Origin of the sequence: uncultured Algibacter sp., from assembly GCF_963976535.1 — a bacterium.
Classification (GTDB): domain Bacteria; phylum Bacteroidota; class Bacteroidia; order Flavobacteriales; family Flavobacteriaceae; genus Algibacter_B.
In genome coordinates this window covers 1-6,002 of record NZ_CAXBLF010000102.1, presented here as the reverse complement: position 1 = coordinate 6,002, position 6,002 = coordinate 1, and the positions used below count along the sequence as shown (strand labels likewise).

Genomic DNA, 6,002 nt, shown 5'->3' with positions numbered 1-6,002 from the left:
TGTGTATAATTAGTGAAACTAATCTTTCTTATCATCTTCAAAAATATTTTTGGATATATGCATAGTCACTAGCATATGAGGAACATCAACAGTTTCAGCAATTTTTAAATCACCAGATAAAGAACAAAGAGCGTAAGCTTCTAACTGAGTAAGTTTATATTCAGTCATCAAATAATCTATCATGTATAATGTGGCTTTTTTAGCTGCTTCATCTATAGTTGTTCCAAAACCTGTTGTTGCATAATAATCGTCAGTTTCATATTGAGGCTCTTTTATGGTTTTGTTTTTTACTAATTCAATTTCATAAATTACACGTAAAGGAACTTCTATAGCAGTACCACAAACTTCACCATGACCTTGTTAAGCATGCCCATCACCAATAGAAAATAAGCCACCTTCAACAAAAACTGGAAAATATACTGTAGTACCTTTAGTCATGTTTGGATCGTCCATATTTCCTCCATTGGCTCTTGGTGGAATGGTAGACAATAATTCTGTGGTTGCTGGTGCAACTCCCATAACTCCAGGGAATGGGTTTAATTCAAGTCTAATATTGTCTTTAAAATTTACATGAGTAACATCTTTTCCTAATTTATAAGTTCTTAAATATGATCCTTCAATAGAATCTGCAACAAAACTAAATCCAGGAACAATAGCATTCCAGCCCCAATCGCCAACCTCAATTTCATGTAAAGTGATTTTTAAAACATCTCCTGGCTTTGCATCTTCAACATAAACAGGTCCAGTAAGAGGATGCACAAGGTCTAGATTAAAATTTTTAAGATCTTCAACTGTAGAGTTTATATTGAATTGTTCATCAAATGCATCTTCCGTAAACGCTTCAACTATAGCACCAGATTTCACTCTCAATATAGGTTCAATAGTGCTGCTAAATTTATTGTGTGTTTGGTCTTTAGTTAGTGTATGTTGAGGTTTGATCTCTTCTACAACTTTAATTTCAGAATTAACTTTAGTTTGTGTTTCATTTTTACAGGAAGAAATTAATAATAAAACTATACATAGTTGGAGATATTTATTGGTTCGTATATCGAAGAAATTTAAGAACGAATGATTAGTTAAAGTTAAGAAATTTAGTGCTTTTTTTATGGTTGAGTATATTAATGCCAACTGATTCACTGATAAAAAATCGTTTCAATGTTTTTTATCAAGCGTTAAACGAAGATATCGTTTTTTTATGAGAAAGTCAAGCAATTATCTACATCACCAAGTGGTAACAGACAAAAAGAGCGAGGAATGAGAAGTGAATTTATTGCAAATTAAAGCTTACCATGTGTAAACACCAAGAACATAAAAATACCGTAACCAATAACTAAAAAGAAACCTTTAACTCTACTAATTTGAAAACGTTTTGGTAAAAATATTAAAGGAATTAAAACTGCTGAAAAACCAAGCATCCAAAAAATATCGCTCGATAAAATTTGTGGTTCGGTGACACGAATTGGTGTCACCATAGCTGTTAAACCTAAAACCGATCCAATATTAAATATATTTGAGCCTATTAAATTCCCTAACGAAATTGCTTTTTCTTGTTTTGCCGCAGCAATAACTGAAGCTGCTAACTCGGGAACACTAGTACCTATCGCAATTAAAGAAACACCTATTACAGCATCACTAACACCTACTGCCATCGCAATTTCTTTAGCACCAAAAACAAGCCATTCACTACCAAAATAAAGCGCTACTGCTCCTATTAATAACCATAAACCAATTTTAAAGTTAGAAACTGTTGATAAAGCATCGTCTACATCTTCTACTACACTATCCTTTTTTGTGTTTCTAATTAATAGAAATAAGAATGTTATTAAACCAGTAAATAAAATACCGCCTTCAATCGCTGTTAAAACGTTGTCGTTTTTCAAAAAATAATAGAGCACAATGGAAAACACCATCATCACTGGCCAATTAAGCTTGTAAAACGATTTATCTACGGCTATAGAACCTACCATAGCTGTTATACCTAGCACCAAACCTATGTTAGCAATATTAGATCCTACTACATTATTAATAGCGATTGCTGGAGAACCTGACAAGGCCGCCTGTAAACTTACCAACAATTCTGGAGCCGAGGTTGCAAATGACACCACCGTCATACCAATAACCATTTTAGAGATATTGAACTTAAATGACAATGCTACAGAGGAACGCACTAAAAACTCACCGCCTACTACTAACAAAATAAAACCAAGGATAACCCAAAGGATACTCATAAATATATTTTTTTGCGAAGATAAATGAAAGTGAAAAGTGAAAGGTGAAAAGCGAAAAGTTTTTTTGAAAACTTAAAATTTAGTTAAATAACTACTGTTATAGTTGTATAACTACAAAAATAGTTATAGGTTTGTAATAAGAAATAAAATAATGAGATTTCCGCCTACACGGGAATGAAAAAAATAATTTTCTATGGAGAAATTAACAAATAAAGAAGAGGAAATTATGCATATTTTGTGGAAGCTTGAAAAGGCTTTTGTGAAGGATGTGCTTGCAGAAATTAAAGATGAAAAGCCGCATTATAATACGCTTTCTACAATTATTAGAAACTTAGAAGACAAAGGCTATGTAGCTTATAATGCCTATGGAAAAACACACCAATACTACCCTATTGTTAAAAAAGAAGATTACAGAAAGCGGTTTATGAATATGGCTATTGACAATTATTTTAACAACTCTTATAAAAATGTAGTGTCCTTTTTTGCAAAAGAAGAAAAAATAAGTGTTGAGGAGTTAAAAGAGATTATTGCTTTAATTGAAAAAAACAAATAACCATGGAATATTTACTTAAAGCGAGTGCCGTTATTGCTGTTTTTTACATGTTTTATAAACTACTATTACAACGTGATACGTTTTTTAGGTGTAACAGATGGTTTTTGTTGGTTGGGTTGTTAGTTTCTTTGACTATCCCGATGGTTGTTATTCCAATTTATATTGAATATATACCTGTTGATGTATCAAACTTTACGTTTGAAAACGCAACAAATCCCGCTAATTCTGGATTAGAAATGTCAGATTATGTTATGATAGTCTATGGCTTAGGTGTTACGTTCTTTTTTACAAGGTTTCTTATTCAGGTTACTTCTTTGGCATTAGTTATAATGCGACATAAAAAAGATAAACGTGGTAAATATACTTATGTAAAAACACAAGCTAATATTTCTCCGTTCTCATTTTTTAGGTGGATTGTTTTCAATCCTGAAAAATTTAATAATACAGAGTTGGAACAGATTATTGCTCATGAAAAAGTGCATGTAAATCAATACCATAGCATGGATATTTTATTAACACATTTAGCATGTATTGTACTATGGGTTAATCCGTTTATATGGCTATATAAGAAAGATTTAAAACAAAATTTAGAATTCCTAGCAGATCATGATACGGTAAATAACGCTGTGTGTAAAAAAGCATATCAATATACTTTACTTAAAACGAGTGCGCCATCTCATCAATTGGCTTTAAGCAACAATTTTTATAATTCATTAATCAAAAAACGAATCGTTATGTTACAAAAATCAAAATCAAAGAAAATTAATCAATTTAAATATGCACTAGTTATACCATTACTAGCGATATTTCTAATGAGTTTTAATACTAAAGAAATGTATGTTGAAAAACATGAACCAGTAAATGATATACTTCCAAATACTATTTTAGATGTTTTAGAATCTAGAGAATTTGAAATTAATGAAAAACCCATAGTTAAGACAAACTCAAATAAAAAGGCAAATTTACAAATACCACCAGTTAATAATTATAAATCAAACCTTGATGCAGATAAAGAATTAGTAGAATATATTATTACTAAAACAACCTCTGATACCGATTTAGATAAACTCACAGAAAAAGTAAAAAACAAAGACATAACATTAAAGTTTAAGGGTGTTAAACGAAATGCCAATGATGAAATAATTGCAATTAAAATTGATGCTTATTCGAAAGACTCTAATGCTAATTATCAAATAAGCTCTGATGAAGGTATAGCTCCAATAAGAATTTCATTTGGTAAAAATGGTAAAAATATTTCTATTGGAAACGGTATCATGAAAAAAAATGTGGTGACCTATATTATTAAAGACGGTGACCGTGTTCATAAAGTAAAAAAATCTGGAAAGGGTACTAAAGCTATTTTTATTTCTGATGATGGCCAACATAATGTTTTTAAACTTGAAGGTGATTCTGTTCATTTTATAACTGATGATGAAGATGAAAACACGCTTACTAAGCGCATTAAAAAAGTTGAAGTAATTAAAAACGGAGAAAACGATGGAGTTGTGGAAATTATTGTAGATAATGATGGTGTTAATGAGGAAGAAGATATTATTATTGTTAAAAAAAACAAACATGGTAAAGCTTACAAAGTAAAAACTATTGGTAAAGAAAATGACAGTAAAAAAATTGTTATTAAAACTGATGATGGTACTGAACCATTGTTTATAATTAATGGAAAAATCGTTGATGGAAAAGACATTAAAACATTAGATAGTGACGATATTAAAACCGTGAATGTGTTAAAAGGAGATGCAGCTCTTAAAAAGTATGGAGACAAAGCTAAAAATGGTGTTGTTGAAATTACAACCAAAAATTAGTTAGTAAAAAATATAAAATTTTATTAATTAAAACGACGCTCTTAATTGAGCGTCTTTTTTTTGTTTTTACAATTCCTAAAATGATGAAACATACTAAAATCTATATTTCAAAAGCAAAATACCCCTTGAAGTTTAAATAACTTCTAAAAAACACCTTATAATTATTACAAATTTGTACTATAAATTAAATTATTAATTACAAATTGAAACTTTATTTAAGAGTGGCATATAAATATCGAAATCAATTACATCTTTTTGATTACAAATCAGCAATCAAAATCATCGATTTTCATGAAATCGTTTGGTGAACATATTAGTATATATATATCTTCAAAAAACATTGATATAACTAATCTTATTTACTAACCTTTAAACCTTAAAACATGATAATACTTGCCAAAATTGTAATTGACATGATACTATTCTTGATACTATTTATTATTTCAATTATTTGAACCAAAAAGCATGTAAAACTTAGTCTAGAATAAGTTTTACTATTTTTGTCCTTTAATAAAACATAAAAGTGAAAAAAGAAGTTTTCAAATTACTAGCAAAGGTTAATAAATTAGTCTTACCCAGTTATTCTAAAAAACAATTAGATTTAGCCAAAGCCACTAAATTGCAAATGGCAATTATTGGTTGGAGATGGTTTGTAACTAGAAATGCGTTAGATTGATAGGTTAAAATTAGCATTTCGGCTTAATTTTTGTGTTTTGAAATTTTCATATATTACATTAGCACATTAATACAAAAGCCCCCACAAATCGCACACCCATGGTTAAACATATTTATCCATTAATAATATTTCTTAGCTTCGCTATAAATCTATTTGGACAAGAAGCCAGTATTGCAACTAAGTTTTCTCAAGACGGAAACCTATATCAAACTTCAACTAAGGCATCTCAAACTATTGCTGAATTTAAAGAGAATGAAAAATGCCTAGTAACTAGCTATTTAGGCAACTACACCTATAAAATTAAATATAAAGATTTCGTTGGTTTCGTTAAAGACCAATATTTATTTGTGAATGAACAAATGATGGATTTATATTTTAATCATGAAGAAGAGCAACGAGATAAAGCAATTCAAGAAAGAGAGCAAAAACAAGAAAAGGCAGACGCCATTTTAAGACAAGCTGAAGAAGAGAAGCAATTAATAGAACAGAAACGTATAGATTCTATTGCAAAAATTGAATATGAAGCAAAAAGAAAGTTGTTAGAAAAAAAGCGAAACGACTCTATTACAAAAGCCAAAGAAGAACAAAGGAAACAGCGTATTGTACAAGCAAAAAAAGATTCCATTGCTCAAGTTATTAAAGAGCAGGATAAAATATTTGCCGAAAAAAGAAAAAATGATTCTATTGCTAAAGTTAGAGAAGAAGCACAAAAGCAATTAGCAATT

Annotated in this window: 4 protein-coding genes and 2 pseudogenes; 4 read left to right on the top strand and 2 right to left on the bottom strand. The window is 29.7% G+C overall.

Features of this window, described 5'->3' with window-relative positions; all coding sequences use genetic code 11:
* Positions 1-18 precede the first annotated feature (18 nt).
* Positions 19-1,128 (bottom strand): annotated as a pseudogene (locus AAC024_RS15555) (acetamidase/formamidase family protein).
* A gap of 149 nt (positions 1,129-1,277) precedes the next feature.
* A complete protein-coding gene (locus AAC024_RS15550) occupies positions 1,278-2,228 on the bottom strand; it encodes a calcium/sodium antiporter (RefSeq protein ID WP_339896407.1) in 951 nt (316 codons plus the stop codon).
* A 193-nt stretch (positions 2,229-2,421) separates the two neighbouring features.
* Between AAC024_RS15550 and AAC024_RS15545 the strand changes: the two genes are divergently transcribed.
* The 4 genes and pseudogenes from AAC024_RS15545 to AAC024_RS15530 all read left to right on the top strand — a co-directional run.
* Positions 2,422-2,781 (top strand): BlaI/MecI/CopY family transcriptional regulator, encoded by a 360-nt coding sequence (locus tag AAC024_RS15545; protein WP_339896406.1) that lies wholly within the window; start codon positions 2,422-2,424, stop codon positions 2,779-2,781.
* Positions 2,782-2,783: 2 nt separating this feature from the next.
* Positions 2,784-4,601: a M56 family metallopeptidase gene (locus AAC024_RS15540; protein ID WP_339896405.1), complete on the top strand. Its 1,818-nt coding sequence runs from the start codon at positions 2,784-2,786 to the stop codon at positions 4,599-4,601.
* A gap of 523 nt (positions 4,602-5,124) precedes the next feature.
* Positions 5,125-5,277 carry an SsrA-binding protein gene (locus tag AAC024_RS15535; RefSeq protein WP_339896404.1) on the top strand — a complete coding sequence of 51 codons (153 nt, stop codon included), beginning with the start codon at positions 5,125-5,127 and terminating at the stop codon, positions 5,275-5,277.
* 98 nt (positions 5,278-5,375) lie between these two features.
* A pseudogene (locus tag AAC024_RS15530) lies at positions 5,376-6,002 on the top strand (hypothetical protein); the annotation flags it as partial.